General features: G+C 69.2%; 18 protein-coding genes and 1 pseudogene. 6 read left to right on the top strand and 13 right to left on the bottom strand.

Annotated elements, in window-relative coordinates:
* Positions 1 to 18: 18 nt before the first annotated feature.
* Both ADK36_RS39420 and ADK36_RS39415 read right to left on the bottom strand, forming a co-directional pair.
* Positions 19 to 900, bottom strand: a complete 882-nt coding sequence (locus ADK36_RS39420) for an Fpg/Nei family DNA glycosylase (RefSeq protein ID WP_048580330.1) — start codon at positions 898 to 900, stop codon at positions 19 to 21.
* 47 nt (positions 901 to 947) lie between these two features.
* Positions 948 to 5939 carry an ATP-dependent helicase gene (locus ADK36_RS39415; RefSeq protein WP_053201061.1) on the bottom strand — a complete coding sequence of 1664 codons (4992 nt, stop codon included), beginning with the start codon at positions 5937 to 5939 and terminating at the stop codon, positions 948 to 950.
* A gap of 161 nt (positions 5940 to 6100) precedes the next feature.
* On the opposite strand from ADK36_RS39415, the gene ADK36_RS39410 reads away from it, so the two are divergent.
* The 3 genes from ADK36_RS39410 to ADK36_RS39400 are packed head-to-tail and all read left to right on the top strand — an operon-like array spanning position 6101 to position 7999.
* Positions 6101 to 6952, top strand: a complete 852-nt coding sequence (locus ADK36_RS39410) for an AraC family transcriptional regulator (protein ID WP_053201059.1) — start codon at positions 6101 to 6103, stop codon at positions 6950 to 6952.
* Positions 6953 to 6962: 10 nt separating this feature from the next.
* A complete protein-coding gene (locus ADK36_RS39405; protein ID WP_048580327.1) occupies positions 6963 to 7694 on the top strand; it encodes an AzlC family ABC transporter permease in 732 nt (243 codons plus the stop codon).
* Positions 7691 to 7999 carry an AzlD domain-containing protein gene (locus ADK36_RS39400; protein ID WP_048580326.1) on the top strand — a complete coding sequence of 103 codons (309 nt, stop codon included), beginning with the start codon at positions 7691 to 7693 and terminating at the stop codon, positions 7997 to 7999. The genes ADK36_RS39405 and ADK36_RS39400 overlap by 4 nt, the downstream gene beginning before the upstream one ends.
* 6 nt (positions 8000 to 8005) lie before the next feature.
* Here ADK36_RS39400 and ADK36_RS39395 read toward each other — a convergent pair whose 3' ends face one another.
* A complete protein-coding gene (locus ADK36_RS39395) occupies positions 8006 to 8950 on the bottom strand; it encodes a hypothetical protein (RefSeq protein WP_053201057.1) in 945 nt (314 codons plus the stop codon).
* Positions 8951 to 10800: 1850 nt separating this feature from the next.
* On the opposite strand from ADK36_RS39395, the gene ADK36_RS39385 reads away from it, so the two are divergent.
* Both ADK36_RS39385 and ADK36_RS39380 read left to right on the top strand, forming a co-directional pair.
* Positions 10801 to 11736: a DUF6192 family protein gene (locus ADK36_RS39385; protein WP_053201053.1), complete on the top strand. Its 936-nt coding sequence runs from the start codon at positions 10801 to 10803 to the stop codon at positions 11734 to 11736.
* Positions 11737 to 11738: 2 nt separating this feature from the next.
* Entirely contained in the window at positions 11739 to 12227 is a 489-nt protein-coding gene (locus tag ADK36_RS39380; RefSeq protein ID WP_053201050.1) for a hypothetical protein, read from the top strand.
* A 929-nt stretch (positions 12228 to 13156) separates the two neighbouring features.
* Here the strand turns inward: ADK36_RS39380 and ADK36_RS39375 are convergent.
* The 9 genes and pseudogenes from ADK36_RS39375 to ADK36_RS39335 all read right to left on the bottom strand — a co-directional run bounded on the left by ADK36_RS39375 (position 13157) and on the right by ADK36_RS39335 (position 18993).
* Positions 13157 to 13519, bottom strand: a complete 363-nt coding sequence (locus ADK36_RS39375; protein WP_053201048.1) for a hypothetical protein — start codon at positions 13517 to 13519, stop codon at positions 13157 to 13159.
* A gap of 463 nt (positions 13520 to 13982) precedes the next feature.
* Positions 13983 to 14287 (bottom strand): annotated as a pseudogene (locus ADK36_RS39370) (TerD family protein); the annotation flags it as partial.
* Between the two features lie 175 nt (positions 14288 to 14462).
* A complete protein-coding gene (locus tag ADK36_RS39365) occupies positions 14463 to 14729 on the bottom strand; it encodes a DUF4235 domain-containing protein (RefSeq protein WP_053201045.1) in 267 nt (88 codons plus the stop codon).
* A complete protein-coding gene (locus ADK36_RS39360; protein WP_053201043.1) occupies positions 14726 to 15196 on the bottom strand; it encodes a DUF3618 domain-containing protein in 471 nt (156 codons plus the stop codon). The genes ADK36_RS39365 and ADK36_RS39360 overlap by 4 nt, the downstream gene beginning before the upstream one ends.
* The gene (locus ADK36_RS39355) at positions 15193 to 15612 is read right to left on the bottom strand and encodes a phage holin family protein (RefSeq protein WP_053201042.1); all 420 of its coding nucleotides are present in this window, start codon (positions 15610 to 15612) and stop codon (positions 15193 to 15195) included. Before ADK36_RS39355 ends, ADK36_RS39360 begins: the two co-directional genes overlap by 4 nt.
* Before the next feature lie 156 nt (positions 15613 to 15768).
* The gene (locus ADK36_RS39350) at positions 15769 to 16308 is read right to left on the bottom strand and encodes a phosphatase PAP2 family protein (RefSeq protein WP_107086955.1); all 540 of its coding nucleotides are present in this window, start codon (positions 16306 to 16308) and stop codon (positions 15769 to 15771) included.
* 111 nt (positions 16309 to 16419) lie between these two features.
* Positions 16420 to 17481 (bottom strand): YihY/virulence factor BrkB family protein, encoded by a 1062-nt coding sequence (locus ADK36_RS39345; protein ID WP_053201038.1) that lies wholly within the window; start codon positions 17479 to 17481, stop codon positions 16420 to 16422.
* A gap of 176 nt (positions 17482 to 17657) precedes the next feature.
* The gene (locus ADK36_RS39340) at positions 17658 to 17858 is read right to left on the bottom strand and encodes a hypothetical protein (RefSeq protein ID WP_053201036.1); all 201 of its coding nucleotides are present in this window, start codon (positions 17856 to 17858) and stop codon (positions 17658 to 17660) included.
* A 67-nt stretch (positions 17859 to 17925) separates the two neighbouring features.
* Positions 17926 to 18993: a TerC family protein gene (locus tag ADK36_RS39335; protein ID WP_053201034.1), complete on the bottom strand. Its 1068-nt coding sequence runs from the start codon at positions 18991 to 18993 to the stop codon at positions 17926 to 17928.
* 249 nt (positions 18994 to 19242) lie between these two features.
* On the opposite strand from ADK36_RS39335, the gene ADK36_RS39330 reads away from it, so the two are divergent.
* Positions 19243 to 19473, top strand: a complete 231-nt coding sequence (locus ADK36_RS39330) for a hypothetical protein (RefSeq protein ID WP_234330047.1) — start codon at positions 19243 to 19245, stop codon at positions 19471 to 19473.
* A gap of 341 nt (positions 19474 to 19814) precedes the next feature.
* Here the strand turns inward: ADK36_RS39330 and ADK36_RS39325 are convergent, their stop codons facing one another.
* On the bottom strand, positions 19815 to 20939 hold the full coding sequence (locus ADK36_RS39325) for an amidinotransferase (protein WP_053201030.1): 1125 nt from the start codon (positions 20937 to 20939) through the stop codon (positions 19815 to 19817).
* Positions 20940 to 21439: the final 500 nt, after the last annotated feature.

Below are 21439 nucleotides of genomic sequence, written 5' to 3'. Positions count from 1 at the left end.
AGGGTTTCTGACGGGGCGTCAATTAGTTGTGCGGCGTGGAGTGCCGGGTCGGGAGGCCCAGGCGCTGCGGGGTGCCGTGCGCGCGGCGGCGGCGCTCGGGGCCGGGCCCGCCTGGCAGTTCGGGCACCAGTAGGTGGGGCGCTCGCGGGAGCCGTCGCCCTGGTCCGCCGCGCGGATCGGGGCGGTGCAGCGCAGGCAGGGGCGGTTTGCGCGGCCGTACACGAAGAGGTCCTGGCCGCGGCGGCCCGTCGTACTGCGGATCGGACGGTCGCGGTTGGCTTCCAGGAGCTTCTTGGCGAGTACGGGCAGTTGGGCGGTGTGCTCGGCGGGGAGCGCGCCGACGGGGAGCCAGGGGGTGACCCGGAGCAGGAAACAGAGCTCGCTCTTGTAGACATTGCCGATGCCGGCGAGGTTGCGCTGGTCCAGCAGGGCCTCCCCGAGGGGGCGGGCGGGGTCCGCCAGGAGGTTGGCGAGGGCGCGGTCGGGGGACCAGTCCGGGCCCAGCAGGTCGGGGCCGAGGTGGCCGACGGCGCGGTCTTCCTCAGTGGTGCGCAGCAGGTCGAGGACGGGGAGGCGGTAGCCGACGGCCGTGCGGGCGGGACGGGCGTCGGCGGCGGCGAGGATCAGGCGGATCTGGTGGGCGGGGCCGCCCGTCCAGCGCTGCTCGTCGGCGTACACCTTCCAGGAGCCTTCCATCCCCAGGTGCGTGTGGACCGTCAGGCCGCCTTCGACGCGTGTGAGGAGGTGCTTGCCCCGCGGGGTGACATCCAGGACGGTACGGCCGGTGAGGTCGACGGTGGCGTACTTCGGCACCCGGAAGTCGCTGAGGGTCAGCACCCTGCCCGCGAGGGCGGTGTGCAGCCGTTTCGCGGTTTGCCAGACCGTGTCTCCTTCGGGCATGTGTCAAGGGTGGCACGCAGTGGGCGCGGGTGTAGCTGCGGCTCGGGTCAGGCGCGTAGGCGCAGGCCACGTGGCGTCGCGATGAAGCCGGCTCCCTCCAGGAGGGTGCCTATGGGAGACGTCAGCGCCGAGGCGCCGTTCACGCGCTCCACCGTGACTGTGCCGAGGGATCCCGCGCGGGCGGCCGCGGCGAGGGCCTCCGCTGCCGTGTGCAGGCGGGGGTCGTCGGTGGGCTCGGTGTCCGGGGCGGAGGGCCAGGCCAGCAGGGTCTTGCCGCCGCGCTCCATGTAGAGGGTCAGCTCGCCGTCGACGAGCACCACGAGGGAGCCCGCCTTGCGGCCCGGCTTGTGTCCGGCGCCGGTGGGGGGCTCGGGCCAGGCCAGGGCGGCGCCGTACGCGTTCGCAGGGTCGGCGGCGGCGAGGACGACGGCTCGGGTGTCGGCGGCGGGGCGGGTGCGGCCGTGGCCGCCGGAGCCGTATGGGGTGACGCCCTTGTGCCACGCGGGGCCTTGTGGGGTGCGGGGGCCGCCCCGAGGGGAGAGGTCGCGGGGCGAGCCGTAGTCGCCCGGTCCGAGATGGGTGTCCAGGAAGTCGTGGTCGAGATCGGGGATGTCGTAGCCGGGGGTGCCGTCGGGGTTGTCGTATGCGGGATTGCCGTTCTCACCGGCGGCGGGGGTGCTGAAGCCTTCGGAGGAGCCGAAGTCGACGGTGCTGCCGAAGCCGTCGAGGGTGCCGTAGGCGTCAGGTGCGCCGAAGCCGTCGGTGTCGCGGGCGCCTGGGCCGGGCATGCTGTCGCCCCGTTCGCGGGCGTTGGCCACCGCGCGCAGGCGGTCCACCGCGCCGTCCATGGCGAACTGCGCGGCGCCGAGACCCTCGACCACGTAACCGCGCCGCGCCTGGCCGCTCTCCTCGAAGGCGGACAGGATGCGGTACGTCGCCGAGAAGCCGCCCTCTACACCCTCCGCGGCGACCGCTCCCCGGGTCACCACGCCGTGTCGGTCGAGGAGGGTGCGGGCCAGGGCGTGAGCCCGCACGGTGGGGTCCGACTCGTGGGCGGGGAGCAGGGACCAGCGGCCGGCGACGGTCGGCGGGCCGGTGCGGGAGGCCGGGCGGGCGGCGGCCGTGAGGGAGCCGTAGCGTCCGCGCGGGACCGTGCGCTTGGCGCGGTGGGCGGTGGAGCCCGCGGTGCGGCCGGAGCCCAGCAGGGAGCGCATGGGGGCGAGCGTGTCGTTGGTCAGGCGGCCCGACCAGGCCAGGTCCCAGAGGGCGTCGGCGAGTTGGGGGTCGGTGGCGTCCGGGTGGGTGGTGGCGCGGACCTGGTCGGCGATCTGGCGGAAGAACAGGCCGTAGCCGCCGGAGAGGGCGTCCAGGACGGACTGGTGCAGTGCCGTCAGCTCCAGGGGGTGGGGCTGTGGCAGGAGCAGGGGGGCCGCGTCCGCCATGTAGAGGGAGACCCAGCCGTCCTTGCCGGGGAGCGAGCCCGCTCCGGCCCAGACGACCTCGCCGGCGGCGGTGAGTTCGTCGAGCATCGCGGGGGTGTAGTTCGCCACGCGGGACGGCAGGACGAGCTTTTCCAGGGCGGACGCGGGCACGGACGCGCCCTGCAACTGTTCGATGGCGCGGACCAGTCCGTCGATACCGCGCAGTCCATGACCCTTGCCGATGTGCTGCCACTGCGGCAGGAACTGCGCGAGCGCGGCGGGCGGCACCGGCTCCAGTTCATGACGCAGGGCGGCGAGGGAGCGGCGGCGGAGGCGGCGCAGGACTGTGGCGTCGCACCACTCCTGGCCGATGCCCGCCGGATGGAACTCGCCCTGGACGACGCGGCCGCTCGCCGCCAGCCGCTGGAGGGCACCGTCAGTGATCGCCGCGCCCAGGCCGAAGCGGGCCGCCGCTGTGGCCGAGGTGAACGGGCCGTGGGTGCGGGCGTAGCGGGCGAGGAGGTCGCCGAGCGGGTCCTTGACCGGCTCGGTGAAGGCCTCGGGGACGCCGACCGGCAGGGCTGTGCCGAGGGCGTCGCGGAGGCGGCCCGCGTCCTCGATCGCCGCCCAGTGGTCGGTGCCGGCGATGCGGACCTTGATGGCGCGGCGGGCGCCGGCCAGCTCCTGGGCCCAGTGCGGTTCTGCGCCCCGTTCGGCCAGTTCGGCGTCGGTGAGCGGGCCGAGGAGGCGCAGGACGTCCGCGACGCTTTCGGCGTCCTTGACGCGGCGGTCCTCGGTCAGCCACTGGAGTTCTCGCTCCAGCTCGGTCAGCACCTCGGCGTCGAGCAGCTCACGCAGCTCCGCCTGGCCGAGCAACTCGGCCAGCAGCCGCGAGTCCAGCGACAGGGCGGCGGCGCGGCGCTCGGCGAGCGGGGAGTCTCCCTCGTACAGGAACTGGGCGACGTACCCGAAGAGGAGGGAGCGGGCGAAGGGGGACGGCTCGGGGGTGGTCACCTCGACGAGGCGTACCTTGCGGGACTCGAGGTCGCCCATCAGCTCGACGAGTCCGGGGACGTCGAAGACGTCCTGGAGGCACTCGCGGACCGCCTCCAGCACGATCGGGAACGAGCCGAACTCGCTGGCCACCTGGAGCAGTTGGGCGGCACGCTGGCGCTGCTGCCACAGCGGGGTGCGCTTGCCGGGGCTGCGGCGCGGCAGCAGTAGCGCGCGGGCGGCGCACTCGCGGAAACGGGACGCGAAGAGGGCGGAGCCGCCGACCTGGTCCGTGACGACCTGGTCGACGTCGCCCTTGTCGAAGACGACGTCCGCCGCGCCCACGGGGGCCTTGTCGGCGTCGTACTCCGTGCCGGCTTTCATCGGTTCCTGGTCCAGGAGGTCCAGGCCCATGAGGTCGGCGTCGGGCAGGCGCAGCACGATGCCGTCGTCGGCGTGCATGACCTGCGCGTCCATGCCGTACCGCTCGGAGAGCTTCGCGCCGAGGGCGAGGGCCCAGGGGGCGTGGACCTGGGCGCCGAAGGGGGAGTGCACGACGACGCGCCAGTCGCCGAGTTCGTCGCGGAAACGTTCGACGACGATCGTGCGGTCGTCCGGGACATGGCCGCAGGCCTCGCGCTGCTCGTCGAGGTACGACAGCACGTTGTCGGCGGCCCAGGCGTCCAGGCCGGCCGTGAGGAGTCGGAGGCGGGCGTCGTCCTTGGGCAGCGAGCCGACCTCGCGCAGGAACGCGCCCACCGCGCGGCCCAGTTCGAGCGGGCGGCCCAGCTGGTCGCCCTTCCAGAAGGGGAGGCGGCCCGGTACGCCCGGGGCGGGGGAGACCAGGACACGGTCGCGTGTGATGTCCTCGATGCGCCAGGAACTGGTGCCCAGCGTGAAGACGTCGCCGACGCGGGACTCGTAGACCATCTCCTCGTCGAGCTCGCCGACCCTGCCGCCGCCCTTCTTGGGGTCCGCCCCGGCGAGGAAGACACCGAAGAGGCCGCGGTCGGGGATCGTGCCCCCGGAGGTGACGGCCAGGCGCTGTGCACCGGGGCGGCCGGTGATCGTGCCCGCGACCCGGTCCCAGACCACGCGCGGGCGAAGCTCGGCGAAGGCGTCGGACGGGTAGCGTCCGGCGAGCATGTCGAGGACCGCGGTGAAGGCGGATTCGGGGAGCGAGGCGAAGGGGGCGGCTCGGCGGACGGTGGCGAGGAGGTCGTCGAACTGCCAGGTGTCCATCGCCGTCATGGCGACGACCTGCTGGGCGAGGACGTCCAGCGGGTTGGCCGGGACCTTGAGGGACTCGATGGAGCCGGTGCGCATCCGCTCGGTGACCACGGCTGCCTGGACCAGGTCGCCGCGGTACTTCGGGAAGACGACGCCGGTGGAGACCGCGCCCACCTGATGGCCGGCGCGGCCGACGCGCTGGAGGCCGGAGGCGACGGACGGGGGTGATTCGACCTGGACGACCAGGTCGACGGCGCCCATGTCGATGCCCAGTTCGAGACTGGACGTGGCCACGACTGCGGGGAGGCGGCCCGCCTTGAGGTCCTCCTCGACCAGGGCGCGCTGTTCCTTGGAGACCGAGCCGTGGTGGGCGCGGGCGATGACCGGGGGTGCGCCCTGGGCCGCGCCGGAGCCGCCCATGAGCTCGGCCGGGGCGTGGTGCTCGTCCAGGGGCTCGCCGGTGGCACGCTCGTAGGCGATCTCGTTGAGACGGTTGCAGAGGCGCTCCGCGAGGCGGCGGGAATTGGCGAAGACGATGGTGGAGCGGTGGGCCTGGACCAGGTCCGTGATGCGCTCTTCGACGTGGGGCCAGATCGAGGGACGTTCCGCGCCTTCGGTGCTCTCGGCGACCGGGGAGCCGCCCAGCTCGCCGAGGTCTTCGACGGGGACCACGACCGAGAGGTCGAACTCCTTGCCCGACTTCGGCTGGACGATCTCCACCTTGCGGCGGGGGGAGAGGTAGCGGGCGATCTCGTCGACCGGGCGGACGGTCGCGGAGAGGCCGATGCGGCGGGCCGGCTTCGGCAGGAGCTCGTCCAGGCGTTCCAGGGTGAGTGAGAGGTGGGCGCCGCGCTTGGTGCCCGCCACCGCGTGGACCTCGTCCAGGATCACCGTCTCGATGCCGGTCAGGGCGTCGCGCGTGGCCGACGTCAGCATCAGGAACAGGGACTCCGGGGTGGTGATCAGGATGTCCGGAGGGCGGGTCGAGAGGGCTCGGCGCTCTGCCGCCGGGGTGTCGCCCGAGCGGATGCCGACCTTCACCTCGGGTTCGGGCAGGCCCAGGCGTACGGATTCCTGGCGAATGCCGGTCAAAGGGCTGCGGAGGTTGCGCTCCACGTCGACGGCCAGGGCCTTGAGAGGGGAGACGTAGAGGACTCGGCAGCGCTTCTTGGGGTCGGCCGGCGGGGGTGTGGCGGCGAGTTGGTCGAGGGCTGCGAGGAAGGCGGCCAGGGTCTTGCCGGAGCCGGTGGGGGCTACGACCAGCACGTCCGAGCCCTCGTGGATGGCCTGCCACGCGCCTGCCTGGGCTGCGGTGGGCGCGGAGAACGCGCCCGTGAACCAGCCGCGGGTCGCGGGGGAGAAGCCGTCCAGGGCTCGGTGCGGGTTGCTGACCATGCGTCCATCCTGCACCCGGGCACTGACAATGCCGCTGAGCTGGGGATTTTCTTCGGCTCAAGGGGTTGGGTGGGGTGAGCGTGGCTGCCTGCGGCGGCCTGTGCGGCTTCGGCGGGGGTGCGCCGCCCAGCAGCTGTCACCGGCGTAGTGAAAATGGGGGTATGGCAGGTTCAGGCGAGCGGGCGCGGCATTGGCGGTATGCCGAGTTGCCCGGTGTTGATCTGCTGCGGGCGCGGTACATACGCAAGACCTTTGTGCGGCATACGCATGAGAGCTTTGTGATCGCTGCCATCGCGGATGGTGTGGAGGTCTTTCACCATCGGGGGGCCGATCAGTACGCGGGGGCCGGTGCTCTCGCGTTGGTCAATCCGGATACGCCGCATACCGGGCGGGCGGGAGTTCCTGAAGGGTGGCGGTACGGGGCCGTGTACCCGTCGTCGGCGGTGGTGGCCGAGATCGCGGCCGAGACCACCGTGATCCGAGGGACACCGGGGTTTGTCAGGCCGGTGGTGGACGACCCGTACACCGTGGGCCTGGTGCATCAAGTGCTCCGTGCCGCTGATGAGGGCAACGCGTTGGCCGCCGACACGCTGCTTCGGGTTGCTGTGACCCGGCTGCTGCGGTTGAACGGTGGGACGCTGCCGCAGCGGGAGGTGCGGACGGCGGGGGCTCAGGTTGCCGCACGCGCGCGTGAGGTGCTGGAAGGGCGGATGGCCGAGCCGCCGAGTCTGGAGACGCTGGCTCTTGGTCTCGACAGCAGTCCGTTCGCCTTGCTGCGGGCGTTTCGGGATCTGTATGGAATGCCGCCACACACCTGGTTGACCGATGCGCGGGTGCGGGAGGCGCGACGGCTGTTGGACGCGGGGGTTTCGCCGGCGGAGGCAGCCGTTGCCGTGGGGTTCACCGATCAGCCGCATCTGAATCGGCACTTCACGCGGATCGTGGGCGTTCCTCCGGGGGCCTACCAGCGCGAGCGCAAGAACGTACAAGACGCGCGCCAGGGGTCGGCCTAGCGTCGCAGGCGTGGCAGAACAGAAAGCTCTCGAAGACCTCCATGTGGACAGAGGCAAGCCCGATGCCCTTGTCGTACGGGACGCTCTCGGCGTCGGCGTCGCCGTCGGACTGTCCGGGTTCGCCTTCGGGGTGACGTCGGCGGGCAGCGGGCTCACGCTTCTGCAGACCTGTGCGCTCAGCTTGCTGGTGTTCACGGGAGCGTCGCAGTTCGCGCTTGTGGGGGCGCTCGCGGCGGGCGGCAGTCCGTTGACCGCGGCCGCTGGTGCTTTCTTCCTGGGGGTGCGCAACGCCTTCTACGGGCTGCGGCTGTCACAGTTGCTGCGCCTCACGCGCGCGGTGCGGCCGTTCGCCGCGCAATGGGTGATCGACGAGACCGCGGCCGTCGCGCTGGCGCAGCCCACGCGGCGCGGCGCGCGGATCGGGTTCGCGGTGACCGGGCTCAGTCTGTACGTGTTGTGGAACCTCACCACATTGCTCGGCGCCCTCGGGGCGGAGGCCATGGGCGACACCAATGCCTGGGGGCTCGATGCGGCCGGGCCCGCTGTCTTCCTGGCGTTGCTCGCGCCGATGCTGAAGTCCGCTACCGAGCGTGCTGTCGCCGGCCTTGCCGTGGTGCTGGGGCTCGGGTTGTTGCCCGTGCTGCCTGCTGGTGTGCCCGTTCTGGTGGCCGCCCTCGCGGCGCCGGTCGTGCTGTGGGCGCGGGGGCGTCGCGAGGGAGCCGTACGAGAGGGGGAGCGGTGAGTACCTGGATCGCGATCGGCGTCACCGCTCTCGGCTGCTACGGCGTCAAACTCATCGGGCTGCTCGTGCCCGCGGGCGTCCTGGAGAGGCCTCTCGTACGGCGTCTTGCCGCCCTGCTGCCCGTTGCCCTCCTCGCCGCCCTCACGGCTCAGCAGACGTTCGGGAACGGGCACGAGCTGGTGCTGGACGCGAGGGTGGCAGGGGTTGCCGCGGCTGCTGTGGCGCTCGTCCTGCGGGCCCCGTTCCTGGTTGTCGTCGCGGCCGCCGTGGTGGTGACGGCAGGGGTGCGCGCCCTGGGTGGGTGAGGCTCGTCAGCCGATCCGGCGGCCGTACGCGCGGAGCGTGCGCAAGGCCTCGATCGTCGCCATGGGGCGCGCCTCCAGGGCGGTGCCCGGCGCCCACTGACGCCCCCGGATCGGCCAGCCGCCGTCCTCCTGCTGCTCGCCGACGAGGTGGTCGAGGGAGCGGCTCATCTCTTCGTCCGTGAACCACGTGCGTGCGAGGGAGCGCGGCGTCCTCGCGTAGTCGTGCGGGAAGTGGTGCTCGTCGGGGCCGTAGCCGGGGGAGACCGGATACGCGTCGAGGTTGTCCGGGTCCAGCGCCGCAAGGCCCTGTTCGCGTACCAGGCGGCCGAGACGGTCGGCTGCTGCCTCCGCGCGCGGGCGGTCCGGAGCGGAGTCCAGGAAGGCCACGGCGGCCTCGATCTCGTACGGATGGGACTTCTCCAGGGACTCGACCGCCTGCCAGCAGAAGTCCGTGGCCCGGAACAGCCACGCGTGCCACACCTCGTTGCGGTGCAGCAGACCGACCACCGGCCCGGTGGCCAGGAGCGAGCTGGTAGCGCCTTCCACGATCGGGATGGAGGGGGCCGCCGGATAGCCGCGCCGGCCGGGGTCGATCGCTGGAAGGGCGCCGTCCGGGGTGGAGACCGAGGTGAGGTAGCGGCACACGCGGTCCACGCGCTGTCCGCCGCAGCGTTCGACGGCGTCCAGGACGTGGAGTGCGCGACAGGCGTGCCCCGGCCGGCTGACCGGACCGCGCAGGTCCGGTTCCAGAGCGTGGCCGTACCCGCCGTCCTCGTTGCGGTAAGCGTCCAGCGCGGTCTCCACCGCGTCGGCGGCGCCGTCCAGGAAGTGGTACGCGAAGAGGCGCTGTTCGAGCACGCGCGCGGTGAGCCAGACGAACTGCTCGGCGCGGAAGAGCGGGGAGTGTGCCGGGGGCGTCGGGGGGAGTGGGGAAGCTCCGGTTTCGGGCATGCGACAGACCGTAGGGCGGAAAGCGGTCTCGGCAAGCGGTCCCGGCGCAGGCCCACTCTCAGGGGCGGGATACTGGACGCATGCGGTTGACGGTCTTCTGGCAGCCGAAGAGTCGCCGACTTGCGGAGATCTTCGCGAGTTAGTGCGATGACCTGCACTGTTGTGCGGAATCGAAAGCCCTCCGCGTCCCGGCCCGTCCCGCGCTGAAACTCCCTGAAAACTCCCTGGATTCGTACTCGAACTCCCTGGAAACCCCCTGTGGTGAGGGTGCGGCCGGGGAGTTTTGTGCTGTCGGCTTGGCCTGATGGTGATAACTCTCTGTGACTGTCTGTGCGTTTCACCTTCTGGCACCGGCCTACCTCCAGCTGCCTGGATGACGGGGTGCGGCGACGACCCGACGAGCTTCTCGGGGCGGCCACGTGCGACGCGACACTGCTCGCCGGGCGTACGGGGCCTCTATATGTCTTCTGTCAAGTGAGGCGCGGGGTTCGACTCCCCTAGGCTCCACTTGTCGGGAGCCCCCATGACCTACGGAAACGCTGGCCATGGGGGCACGCCCCGTGACTGGACGATGGACATGGGAATTCGAGTCTGACCGCATTACTGCGAAGGCTGCTGAGTATCGGACGGAACGCCGTCCTGGTGGCACCACTGAAGTGCAGGTCCGCGGAATCAACAAGGGCGCCGTGAAACAGAGCCTTCGAGGAAGCGTGCTCGAAGGCGGCAGGCCCCGCGCAGGTGCCCCTGACATATCCAACGCTACGCCTTCCCTCTGGGGGCCTCATGGCTCGGTTGGACTCACCCCAAGCGCGCTATTCGTCACTCCATGCAAGCGTTGCGATACAGACGCACGCGATCAACGAGGTGACACATGACCTTGTCCTCCCGCGCCGCTCGTTCGGCGGCTGCCCTGCTTCTGGCGTCCGGTGCCCTCCTGGCCAGCGCGCCCGCTGCCGCCGCCGGCGAGCCCTGCCCGACCCCGGAGACCTGCCCGCCCTGCCCGCCGGACATCTGCCCGCCTGAGCCGCCCTGCACTCCGGAGAATTGCCCGCCGCCGCCCACCCATGGTGGTAGGGACCTTCTCGGCATCGGCTCCATCCTTCAGGCACTGCTCAATCGTCTGGGACTGATCACCCATGAGTGCCCGGTATGGAAGCCGCAGTGTTAGATCACGGCAGAGACGGGGCCCTGGTCCTTCGCCTCTCTGGCGGACGACCAGGGCCTGCTGCCGGGGCTCTGGACACGCTCAGGACACCAGACACCGAGCGAGGACGAGGAACGACCAGAACCAACCATGACTCATCTATACAGGTCAGATGCAGTTCGGCGGAGTCCGAGCAGATAGGCGCAGTCCCCCGATAAGTACTGGTCGTGCCAGACCGAGGGGACGAGTTTGCGCTTCGTCATGGCTGCCCGATCTCTCCCGGTCCGGAGAGATCGCCTCGGCGGAGTGATGACTGTGCGGCTGAGTCCGCGTACTTGATCAGGGTACTGGGCGTCACGCCGAGATCCTCAGCGAAGCGCTGGAGGCTGTCGCGTCCGTGGAAGGTGATCAGGTCCAGTACGCGCCAGCCGAGTTGACGCTGGGCGTGATTGCGCAGCGCTACCAATAGGCGACCCCGAGCGACCAGCGAGGCACGTTCTTCGTTGGAGTAGTCGGAGGGGTAGCTCCGGTGGGACATCTCGCACTCCCTGCGAGCCCGCCGCAGAACTTGCCGTGCGGGCGAGCGCTGCATCGATCTACAGCACCAGACATTATCCCATGAAACGGCGTAAGTTGGTCGTGGAGATGCAGTAGCACCGTGTATGGGTATGCACGGCCTGATGCTCGACAAGCGAGGAGGCTCCTCGTGACGACCCTGACTGTTCCTACCGGCTATACCAAGGCCGAGTGGACGAAGATTGTCCGCCGCGGGCAGAAGCTGATGAAGCAGAAGTCCGGAATCCAGTGGGCTCTCGGCGATCTCGTCATCGACGCTCTTGAAGGGCACAGCCGCGGACACGGCGAGGTGAACCAGGTGATCAAGGTCCTGGCGCATCAGATTGGTGCCAATCCGGAGACCCTGCGCGGCTACTACGACGTCGCACGGCAGTGGCCGAAGGCGAAACGCCGGGGGGATGTCAGCTTCGGGGTACACGCAACCTTGGCCTACGTCCGGAGCCGGTACATCTTGATCCGTAAGGACCCCTATGACCCGTTCACCAAGGAGCACCGCTGGACGGTGAACGAGGCCCAGAAGGTCGCGCACCGCGCCGTCGGGACGCCGACCAACCAGGAAGAGCGTCTTGCCCACACCCGGCGCCTGCTTCACACAGATGAAGACGCGGCCAAGGCAGTCACCGAGATGCTCGGACGTCCGGACGTCCGGGCCCGTCTCGCATCCGACCAACGTGCCCGAAACCTGATGCGCGAGGCTCAGTACGAGCACTGGCGCCAGGTCGAAGAGGCCGCGGAAACCGAAGCCGAGCTGGCCTCAGCCGGCGACGCCGTGGAGGTGGAAGAGGAGTTCGAGGAGGAAGCCACTCCTCTCGGCGTCCAATACACCGAGGCCCCGATGGAGATCCTGCGGCTGATCGGGGCGTTCGCCTCGTTCTCCGTCTCGCTCCAGCGGATCATCCCCGAGGTCCACACTCAGGACTACACCGAGGAGACCAAGCAGGCGGTCCTCGACAACGTGCACAAGGCGCGCATGCTGCTCGACTGGTGCGAGACCGCCATCAAGACCGGAAAGACCGACCCGGACAAGGCGCTCGCGCGCCTGATGGAGGGCGAAGAAGGCGAGTAATCATGACGACCACGCGCCGCCAGGCGGCGCACGACAGCGGTGAGGACATCTGGGGCCGGGTGGCCAAGGCCGGCGAGGACGGCCTCCCCCCTGAGCGGGCCATCGGCCGGAACACCAGGAGCCAGTTCGAGCGCGGCAAGAGCTGGATCCGAGACGTCAAGTGCGAAGCCGAGAAGAAGAGCTTCGTCCGGTACCGCAGCCACTACACGGTCACCCTTGACGCCGACAAGTGCACCGCCTACGCGGCCGAGCGCATGCAGTCCTTGTATCGGCAGGCCGTGCGCATCTACAAGTGCTCGCTGAAGGAACTGCCGCCCGAGGCTCAGGAACTCCTCACAGTGACACTGCTGACCAAGCAGTTGCAGTCCATCTTCGATGCGATGGACATCCTCAAGGCCGCTGGCTTCTCCCCAGAGACTGCGGCGGCAAAGGCGAAGGCAACAACTCCCGCGAAGAGGTCACCGGCATCGTCCAGGGGCCGGAAGTTTTGACCGACCAATTCAACCGGGGACGAGGTGGGCCCACATCCAGGGTGGACCCACCCCGCCAGTTCGAGGATCGCCGCGTTCAGAGCCGTCAGCAAGCCACACCAGTCCGCGTGAGTACCGGCTTGTCTTCAGCATTACCACGGAAACCGACGCATGATCAACGACTTCACTCATCGCGGCAATGAGTGAATCGATCGCCGCTGGCATGCGGTCCTGCCATACGTCGGCTTCGCTGCGCCCGGCGGGGTGAGCGCGGCATTGGACGCCATGCGCGGAGGCGCCTACGGGCCCGTCAACCCACCGTCGATCACCAAAGGCTCAGTGGTCTGCCAACTTCCGCTGCAATGCGGATGCGGCGGGCGATCTCAGTAACGGACTCGCCGAGGATAAGGCCGGCCCGGATGGCGCCGCCGATCGCACGGGAGCGTCCGGCGGGGCCGCGAAGGTCGGCGAGGGGGCTGCCCGGATCTCTGCGGCGGGCCAGCCATTCGGCCCGGTTCTCCGCCGCTGTGCCCAGTCGGAGGTGCGTGGGCTGCTGGCAGGAGTGGTTGTCGCAGGTGTGGCAGACGGTCGGGCTGTCGGTCCCCCACCCGAGGCGAGGGATGACGCCGTGGGCGAGCTGATACCCGTACAGGTGGCCCGGTACTGTGCCGCGTCGCGTCCTGCCCGGCCGCGAGGCCGCCCTGAAACTGGCATGGCCTGTGCTGGAGATCCCGCCGAAGAAGAACCAGCAGTCGTCAGCGGATTCGGTGCGGTAGACCTTGGCCCAGTAGCGCGCTCGAACGGACTCGTCTGCCAGCCAGTTGGTCCATTCAACCGCCGGTATGCGTACGGGAGTTGGTTCGCCGATAAGAGCAAGTTGTTCGTCAACGGGAGCGGGCCCGCACCCGTTCACCGCTGAGAGCGGGAAGAGTCCGGGCCCGAAGTCGTTCTCAGGCGGCATCAGCCCGGCCGTCGTCCGGGGCGGAGACCCGGACCGGAACGTCGGAGGCCGGAGGCGACGGGGGCGACGCCTCTGCCCCAGACCTAGGGGCCCGGCGGGAGCGCGACGGGCGTTCGGCGCGGGCGCGCAGCGCCTCGATGACCTCCTTGGCACGAGCGGCGGTAACAGGCTTCGCCTCACGTTCCAATTCCTCCGCCGGAACACCCAGCAGGTCCGCGACCAGCTCCGCGTCGTTGTCGAACAACCGCAGGACGACCGCGGCGGCCTCCCGCGCCGCAACATCGGCCTCGTCCTTCGCCCGTGCCGCCTTCACCGCGGCCTCGCGCGTGGTCAGCACGTTCGCCGCGGCCATCTCCCGGGTCTTCGCTTGGAGGGCTTCGACAGCGCGAACCCGCCGCCGAAGCTCTGCCGCGCTCACCGATGCTGCCGGAGTCGTACTCACCCGAGCCCCCAATTTTGTTCGAAATCTCTGCTCATCGCGCGCACCGTAGGCACAGGTCCGCGGACATCTCGAACCGATGAGGAGGCGATAGTTCAGCGTCCAGGGGATCACCTGTTTCGAGGCAGCTACCGTTCCTTCGCCACGGTTGTATTCGCCGATCGAAGAGACGGACTGAGACAGTTCGGACTCTGGGGAGACGACGCGGACCTTGTCGCCCTCGCTGTACGCCAGGCTCCCGGTAGCCGCCATGCGGGCCGGGTACGGCCGAGCGCATGGGGAGAGGCGGGGACGTCCCGGTATCGCTGTGCCGGGTCGGTGATCTCGGTTCTCCGCGGAACGGATCGTGGCTGTTGAACGTGCGGCGTGCCCTGGTCTACAGGTGCGCTGCGATGGACGGCAGCAGGTCCTTGAAGGTGCGGCCGGTGGCGGGTTCGCCGATGCCCTTCATCTGCCATGCCCCGCTGGTGCGGTGGACCATGGCCATGATCTGAGCGGTGTGCTTGCCGCCTCCGGTGAGGGTGCAGCGGCCAGTTCGGCTGCCGTGGCCTCGTCGACCAGGCGGCAGAAGGCGTTCTGCACTTCGGCGAAGGTCTGGCCGGTGAAGGAGTTGACCGTGAAGACGATCTGGTCGACTTGCGCGGGGACACGGGCCAGATCGACGAGGATGGCTTCGTCGTCGACCGGCGGAGGCCCTGCACGCCGCGTGATCAGCCACGGGGCGGCTCGGGCGACCGCACTCAGCATGAGCCACCCGACCGAGCTCAGTCGAAACGCCATCCACGGAAGGTGACACAGTCACCGCTCACGACGACCCGCCGACGTCCGTCCAGGTGACGGACACCGACCGGAGCGGTCAGCCGGGCCAGGTGCCGGTCAGGCGGCGGGTTGCGGCGGCGCCGCCGCGGTCGACGGCGGCTTTGACACCGGCGAAGATCGCGCCCTGGAGGACCGCTGCCGACAGGACCTCGCGCCAGGTGCGCTCCTCGTCGGTGGCGTCGGGGGCGTCCTCTTCGTGCCCGAGCTTCTTCCAGACCTGCTTGAAGACCCCGCCAGCCACCACGCCGCTGACCGCTCCGAGGGCCAGACCGACCGGCTTGTAGGCGATCTTCGAGCCTTTCATCGCCGCCTCCTGGCACGACGTACGAGCAGCAGCGCGATGAGCGCGCCTGCAGCGGCGAGCAGCGGTGTGCGGTTGGCCCGTGCCATGCGCATGCCCTGGTCGGCCTTCTCGCGTACCGGCTCCGGAGCCTTCTCGCGGGCCAGTTCTCCGACGTGCACGGCCTTGTCGCGGATCTGTCCGGTGGCCGCGGCGGTCTTGGTGCGCACCGGCTCCGGTGTTTTGTCCTGCACCACATGGGCGGCGTGCGTTGCCTTGTCCCGCACCTGGGCGCTGACCTGGGTGGTCTTCTCGGCAACCTGCTGTTTGACGGCGGTCGTCTTCTCGTGGGCGCGGGTCTTCACATCGGTCTTGGCCGCGAGCGCCTCGACGGTCTCGCCGAGTTCCTCGCGGGTCGCCTCGACCTGCTCGCGCAGTTCCTCCGGAGAGGGTGTGGCCTCGTCGCCGGTGTGCGGCTTGTCCTGGGTCATCGCTGTGCCTTCTCCTTGATCTCTGCCACATCGGCCTTGACGCTGTCCATGGTCTGCTCGGGCGTCGGCGGGGATGCCTGGCTGATCTGCTGCTTGCCGAGAGCGGCCATCAGGGCGGTGACGGCGGCCAGGACGCCGGTGACGATCAGCGCCGCCACCCACACGTCCATCGCCAGGGACAGCGCGGCGATCACGGTCGCCACGAGTGCCTGCAGGGTGAGGACGCCCATCAGGCCCGCGCCGCCGAACAGGCCGCCGCCCTTGCCGAACCTCTTGCCCTTCTCGGTCATCTCCGCCTGCGCCAGGCGCATTTCGTCGCGGACCAGCTGCGTCAGCTGCTGCGACGCGCGCTGGACGAGCTCACCTACCGGTTCCTGCGCTCCGCCGCTTGTGCGGGGGGAGCCGTCTGCTGTCATGAGTGCTCACCTGTCCTTCGTCGGCGTTGCCGGGATGCGCGGTGGCGTTCATGGCTCTCGCCAGTGCCCCGCCTGTCGATGACGACCAAGCAGCGATGTCTCCTTCCCCGCTTTGACCGGGTCCCCGAGTACCCCGCAACGACGCATCACCGCCTGTCAGAGCAGACGTCGCCGCAGTAGATGGGGTGCGGCCCGTATCAAGGTGGCCGCTGCCAGCCCGATCGCGCCGCCGGCGGCCACGTCCAAGGGGTAGTGCGCGCCGCTGTGCAGCCGCTGCGCCGCCACCATCACCGCCGACAGCCCGCAAATGACACCGGCAGCTGGCCACACAGGTGCGACGGCGCCCGTGAAGGCGACGGCGGCGGCTGTGTGCCCGGAGGGGAAGGAGGAGCTGTCCGGGCGGTCTTGAAGATCTTCCGGCGGGACCCATTCCGGCGGCGGGCGGCGACGCTGGTACAGCTGCTTGGCGACCCCGTTGGAGAACAACTCAGCCGTTGTCATGGCCGCAACCCCAGCGGCGGCGGCTGTCCGCCCGCGCCATCCGCCGTAGGCGGCCATCCCCAAGGCCGCAGCCCACCAGACCTTGGTGTGCTCGGCCGCTTCCTCCACCGCGGGCGCGACCCGCCGCACCCACGACGGCCCTCGCGCGATCACTCTCCTGGCCAGTTGGCGATCCCCGTCGCGTAGATCCGCCATCGTTCCCATGACCAGCCGACTTCCCGTCCGAAGCCCTCTCACACCGCAACCGGGATCGCGTCGGCTCCGCGCGCCGCTGAGCCTTCGCAACGACAGCGGTGATCCGAGACCTCAGGATTCAAGACGGCGCTGGTCCTCTTCGTCCCACTTGCGGGTGTCGCGCGGCTCGACGTACGGCTCCTCGCCGGCCGGGTGACCGCCTGCGACGGCACGCTGGCGGGCCAGCTCCGCGTCGAACTCCAAGCCGAGCAGGATCGCCAGATTCGTGATCCACAGCCACACCAGGAAAATGATCACGCCGGCGAACGTGCCGTAGGTCTTGTTGTACGAGGCGAAGTTCGCCACGTACAGCGCGAACCCCGCCGAGGCGATCATCCAGATCACCAGCGCCAGGAAACTGCCCGGCGTGATCCAGCGAAAGCCGCGCACCCTCGCGTTCGGCGTCGCCCAGTACAGAATCGCGATCATGAACGTGACCAGGAGGACCAGCACCGGCCACTTCGCGATCGACCACACCGTCAGCGCCGTATCGCCGACGCCCAGTGCGGTGCCCACCTGTTTGGCCAGACCTCCGGTGAACACGACGATCACCGCACTGACCACGGCCAGGACCATCAGGACCACGGTCACACCGACGCGGACCGGCAGCACCTTCCACACCGGACGGCCCTCGGGGACGTCGTAGACCGCGTTCGCACTCCTGATGAACGCGGCGACATAGCCCGAAGCCGACCACACCGCCAGCACCAGACCCACGATCGCCATGACCGAGCCGAGCCCGGCCTGGCCCTGCATCTGCTGCACCGCGTTGCGCAGAACGTCCTGAGCTGCTCCCGGGGCGAGCCTCTGGATGTTGTCCAGCACCTGCTGCGTCGCCGACTGCCCGACGACCCCGAGCAGCGAGATCAGCGCCAGCAGTGCCGGGAAAAGCGCCAGGATGCTGTAGTAGGTCAATGCCGCGGCCCGGTCGGTCAGCTCGTCCTTCTTGAACTCCTTCAACGTGCCTTTCAGCACCGCCCCCCAGGAGCGCTTGGGCAGATCCGTCGGAGTGTCCGGCGCCCGCTGCTCCACCTGCTCGTCCGGCCCGGCCTGTGGTGCCCGCGCGGTCTCAGCCTCCCGGTCCGCCGCGACATGCCCGCGGTGCCTTCCATGCCGTTTCAACGTCCGTACCATTCCGCACGAGTATCCGGGTATACACCAATCACACCCACATTCACCATGAATGGGATCTAAGTGCGTTTTCTACATTTAGGGCGGCTAGTAACGTCATGGCCATGACGCCGCCCGCCCCGGTGGCAGCCAGGATCACGTCTGGGTCGCCCTGTTGCGCAACGGTTGTGTGCGTGTCTTCAGAGGTCCTGGGGGCTGTTGAGTTCCGGCTTTTCCAGGTATTCGGGGCACTCGGGGTTGTGGCAGGGGCGCGGGCCCCAGACGGGCACGAAGATTCCGAGCGTCTTGTGCCGTCTCTTGATGGTCATCTCCAGGGGCTGCTTGCAGACCGGGCACACAGGCGTCCCCTGGGGGCCGGTTTCATGCTCGGCTTTGCTCATTCTTTAACAATAGGCTCTGTGGTCGGAGAAGGGGTCGGGCCGACTGCCGCCCATGGTGCGGCGCTGGTCAGTGCGCCGGTCGGGGTGGATCATCAGGCTGCTGGTCCTGCTCAGCATGTGCGCCGGTGGGCCCGGGGTTCGTGGTGGCTGTGCCTGATGGGGCGGGCGGCTTCTCCTCCTGAGCGGCGGGGGGCAGGTGGAGCGGGGCGGGTCGCCGCAGGCTGAGTACGACGGATGCGGCAAGTACGACGACGATGACCGCGAGGCTGATCGGTGAGGGGATTTCCGGGATGCTGGGGCTGATCAGCTTGTGGGATGCCTGGAGGATGAGCTTGACGCCGATGAAGGCCAGGATGATCGCGAGGCCCTTGTTCAGGTAGTGGAAGCGGTCCAGCAGGCCCGCGAGCATGAAGTACAGGGCGCGCAGGCCGAGGATGGCGAACGCGTTGCTGGTGTAGACGATGAAGGCGTCGTCGCTGACGGCGAGGACGGCGGGGACACTGTCGACGGCGAAGATCAGGTCTGCTGCCTCGATCGCGGCGACCACCGCGAGGAGTGGGGTGGCCACGCGCTTGCCGGCCTCTTTGACGAAGAACTTCATGCCCGCGTACTCGTCCCGAACCGGAATGATCTTGCGGAGCATCCGCAGGGCGAAGCTCTTGCCGGGGTCGAAGCTCTCCTCCTCGTCCTTGAGGAGCTTGTAGGTGCTGTAGAAGAGAACGGCGGCGAAGGCGAACAGCACCGCGGTGAAACGGCTGACGACGGCGACACCGAGGGAGAGGAAGATCCCGCGGAAGACCAGAGCGCCCATCACGCCGAAGAACAGGACCCTGTGCTGATAGGCACGGGGCACCTTGAAGTAGGCGAAGATCACGGCGAAGACAAAGAGGTTGTCCACCGACAGACTCTTCTCCAGCAGCCATGCCGTGGTGTACTCGGTGCCAGCTGTCGCGCCGAGAACGAGGAAGACCACGGCGGCGAAGATCAAGGCGAGGCCCACCCACAGGGCACTCCAGGCGGCGGCTTCCTTGAACCCGATGACATGCGCGGTGCGGTGGGCGAGGAGGTCCACGGCCAGCGACACCACCACAGTCGCGGCGAACGCTCCCCACAGCCACAACGGGACCTCAAGCACAACCGGTCACCCACTCCGCAGCCCACACCTATACGGGCCCTATACGCGAGTCTGCGGCATTTCACTGCACTGGGCGACATCAGGGGCAGAAGACGCCTGCGGAGCAGGCTGGGCTCCACCAGCCGCACCCCTCAGCACGGGCGGCGGCGAGCGAGCGGGGGCATGCTTCGGGTAGAGGCTGCAGATGCCCCAGGGAGACTTGTGATGGCGCCGACTCACCATTTCCACCTTGACGCCAGGGGGCACTCGGTGACTGTGAACATCCATGGCGGCCACCGTGGAGCGGTCGAGCTGCTGGTCGACGGCAAGGAAACCGGTCGTGCAGAGGTCCATGGGAGCCGGCCCCTGATCCTCACCGGCGAACTCCCCGCCGATCCTCCACTGCCGGTGACCGTACGCATCACGCCCGGGCCCGGCGCGCCCCGCTGTACCGCCGTGATCGCCGGAGCGGAGACGGTGATGTCCCCACGGGCGTTCTGAGTCAGGGGGGCGACCGCCCGCCGGGGGTCTGGGAGGTCGTGGCGTGTCGGCGGGACGGTGGCACGCCAGATTCCGGCCCTGCCAGCTGCGCGCTGCCTACGGAAGGTGCTTTCGCGGCCGCGAAATGCGCAGGCGCCGCATCATGTTGGTGATCTCCCGCAAGCGCCCCCATCGTCAAGAGGCTGGGCAGGCTCTGCTACGTCGTCGAGCAGACCTTCTGGCTCGTGCTCACTTCAGACGCCCGGCTGTCTTCTGGGAGCGACGCCCGGACCTGCACGATGCCTCCCGCTGCTGAACCGTTGACCTCGCCCGCTCTTTGGTGCGTACGATCGGTGGGCCGATCAGCGGAAGTACGATTCGAGCGTGCCGCGCCGGCGGATGTCGAGGGTCGCGCAGTGGAATGAGCCGCCGAACGGCGCGTAGTGCAACAGGTTGCACGGGATCGGCTCGAACCCCCATTTCTCAAGCGCGCGCAGCATGCCGGTGTGGTGCCGCTCAGCGATCACCCGTTTCTCGTCGATCATGAGCACATTCATGCTGAGCCATTTGCCGCACATCGAGGTGATCCTGAGCAGGCGATCGTCGATCGGGTCGGGCTCGGGAGCGACCAGGACGTCCCACGAGTCGAGGATGTCGGGCAGCCGGTCGACGTTGACGTATTCGGGATTGACCAGGACCTTGCCGGGCGCGAGCGGCACGAACGTCGTGTCGATGTGCATGGGCGTGCGGCAGCGGCTCTCGATCTCGTGGATGCGATAGCCGGGTCCGAGATGGCGGCGCAACCAGTCGATGCCCATTCGGTTGGTGACATTGCTCCGCGTCACGAAGAGGTCGCGTCCCGCGCGCACGAAATCCGCCGCGTCGAAGACCGGCTCGAACTCGGTGAGGATGTGACGCACAGGCTCGTCGGGCTCGGGGATGCGGAAGTCCGCCTCGAACAGTTCGTCGGTGAGTTGCGGCTTGGGAGCCGCTGTCCAGCGCGCGCCGCGCCGGAAGTAGTCCTTGAGGATCGGGCGATAGGAGTGAGTCTCGAAATACCGGCACGGCCATGCCATCGGGGTCTCGATGATCTCGTCGCCGATCACGAGCAGGCTGTCCCGCGGACAGGTGTTGCAAAAACCGCGCGACGACCAGCCGGGGGTGCCGAAGCGTCGCCTGTGGTTGACCGCCTCCGGGCGCCTGACCGTGATGCCGAGAGACTGCAGAAGAGCAATGAACCCATCGAGCTCATGCTGCGCCCGCTCGATCAGCACGCGCGGATACCTGAAGCCGGCGGCCAGCCCCTGCAACCGCGCCGCCCACGGTGGCAAGTTGCACGCCACGACCGGATGCTTGCACGGGATCGTCGCGGCATCGAGACGCCCGACGATGATCTCCTCCAGCGGGTCCCATTCGTTGTGTGAATTGACCGGCGAAACGAGAGGCTCCGCAGCGTTGACACTCGCAGCCGATGGCGCCGACATCATGCCTAATTCACATCCCACCTAGGGGCATTTCCTGTCGACCGCCGCCGTCGGAATGCCGGGCCTCTGTGCAACCGCCATACTCAACCGCTTCCGATCGCAAAACAAGTAATTCCCCGAACGATTCCCCGCGGCCGTGGTCGCTGGTCTACGGCTAGGGTCGGAGCCCCCGGTGATCTGCTGCACCGGCTGACCGTGGCCGTGCCCGCACCGATCAAAGCCACCGTGTCTTTATCTCCGGGCTGGCCTTACAACTCTCGTGCCTCCGGCGGGTCCTCTCTCGGAGGGGTGGGGGCTTGTTGGTTGGGTGCGGGAGCGTTGTGGTGCGGGTGAAGGCGGGGTTCCCTCCTCGGCCGGACACCCCAGGGGGCGTACCAGGAACCCGGGCACGGCGTCCAGGCCGGGCCGCTGCGCGGTCGCTGCGCGAGCCAGGACACCGCGCCCGGAACCCTGGTACGGCGGAGCTGTCCGACCGAGGAGGGAACCCCGCCCAGGCCCGTTGT

This window comes from Streptomyces viridochromogenes, assembly GCF_001270495.1.
Lineage (GTDB): Bacteria > Actinomycetota > Actinomycetes > Streptomycetales > Streptomycetaceae > Streptomyces > Streptomyces viridochromogenes_A.
This window is presented reverse-complemented; position numbering and strand designations above follow the sequence as displayed.

Bases quoted from the DNA above. Each gene is read 5' to 3' on its own strand.
- ADK36_RS39360 (WP_053201043.1), bottom strand. From the start codon at position 15,196: ATGACCCAGGACAAGCCGCACACCGGCGACGAGGCCACACCCTCTCCG.
- ADK36_RS39395 (WP_053201057.1), bottom strand. From the start codon at position 8,950: ATGCCCGAAACCGGAGCTTCCCCACTCCCCCCGACGCCCCCGGCACAC.
- ADK36_RS39365 (WP_053201045.1), bottom strand. From the start codon at position 14,729: ATGAAAGGCTCGAAGATCGCCTACAAGCCGGTCGGTCTGGCCCTCGGA.
- ADK36_RS39325 (WP_053201030.1), bottom strand. From the start codon at position 20,939: ATGATGTCGGCGCCATCGGCTGCGAGTGTCAACGCTGCGGAGCCTCTC.
- ADK36_RS39345 (WP_053201038.1), bottom strand. From the start codon at position 17,481: ATGGTACGGACGTTGAAACGGCATGGAAGGCACCGCGGGCATGTCGCG.
- ADK36_RS39380 (WP_053201050.1), top strand. From the start codon at position 11,739: ATGACGACCACGCGCCGCCAGGCGGCGCACGACAGCGGTGAGGACATC.
- ADK36_RS39375 (WP_053201048.1), bottom strand. From the start codon at position 13,519: ATGGCCGCGGCGAACGTGCTGACCACGCGCGAGGCCGCGGTGAAGGCG.
- ADK36_RS39415 (WP_053201061.1), bottom strand. From the start codon at position 5,939: ATGGTCAGCAACCCGCACCGAGCCCTGGACGGCTTCTCCCCCGCGACC.
- ADK36_RS39350 (WP_107086955.1), bottom strand. From the start codon at position 16,308: ATGGCGGATCTACGCGACGGGGATCGCCAACTGGCCAGGAGAGTGATC.
- ADK36_RS39340 (WP_053201036.1), bottom strand. From the start codon at position 17,858: ATGAGCAAAGCCGAGCATGAAACCGGCCCCCAGGGGACGCCTGTGTGC.
- ADK36_RS39420 (WP_048580330.1), bottom strand. From the start codon at position 900: ATGCCCGAAGGAGACACGGTCTGGCAAACCGCGAAACGGCTGCACACC.
- ADK36_RS39410 (WP_053201059.1), top strand. From the start codon at position 6,101: ATGGCAGGTTCAGGCGAGCGGGCGCGGCATTGGCGGTATGCCGAGTTG.
- ADK36_RS39355 (WP_053201042.1), bottom strand. From the start codon at position 15,612: ATGACAGCAGACGGCTCCCCCCGCACAAGCGGCGGAGCGCAGGAACCG.